At 29.9% G+C, this 607-nt stretch carries 1 protein-coding gene; it reads left to right on the top strand.

Annotated features, from left to right (window positions below; translation table 11 throughout):
- Window positions 1-427: 427 nt before the first annotated feature.
- On the top strand, window positions 428-607 hold a 180-nt coding region (locus tag U881_RS11025), incomplete at its 3' end, for a variable large family protein (RefSeq protein ID WP_038363955.1).

Below are 607 nucleotides of genomic sequence, written 5' to 3'. Positions count from 1 at the left end.
GTTTGCAATAAGAATAGGTGATTTCTTCTTTCCTTTTTTGGAAGTATGAGTTGGGTCGTAGAGACTCTGCACCTAATAAATCATTGACAGTATTAGTATCAATCTTAGAAGTGGTTGTGGTGATGCTGTTTTTCTTGCTATAGTTTTTCTACTACGTTTTTTTTGGGCTTCTTGAAAGGTTTTTTTATCTACTTTATCAGTTTTAGCTTGGGTTTTATTATCCAAGATAGATTGTGCCTTGTTAATTAGATCATCRGATTTTTCTTTTGTATCTTTTGCAAATGCTTYCTTTATTGGACAACTATATAGCAATAGAGTGTATAAAACAATGAGTGGATTTRGTTATTGTTTTATTTTTACCATTTTGTACTTTTCARTTTGCTTATCGCAGTATTAATTTTATTAATAGTATTTTCAAGGTCAAACCATGCCTTATTTAAATTGGTCTTCCATTGAATTGGATGGTAAATTTGCTGATTATAAGGGTGATGATAATACCAAACATAGTAATTATGTTGAAAAAGTCAAAGAAGCTGCAGTTAAATCCGTTAACAAGGTGTTAGGTGTTCTTGACGTAATTATTATGCAAATATTACAAATTAAACTT

This window comes from Borrelia persica No12 (genome assembly GCF_000500045.1).
Lineage (GTDB): Bacteria > Spirochaetota > Spirochaetia > Borreliales > Borreliaceae > Borrelia > Borrelia persica.
This window is presented reverse-complemented; position numbering and strand designations above follow the sequence as displayed.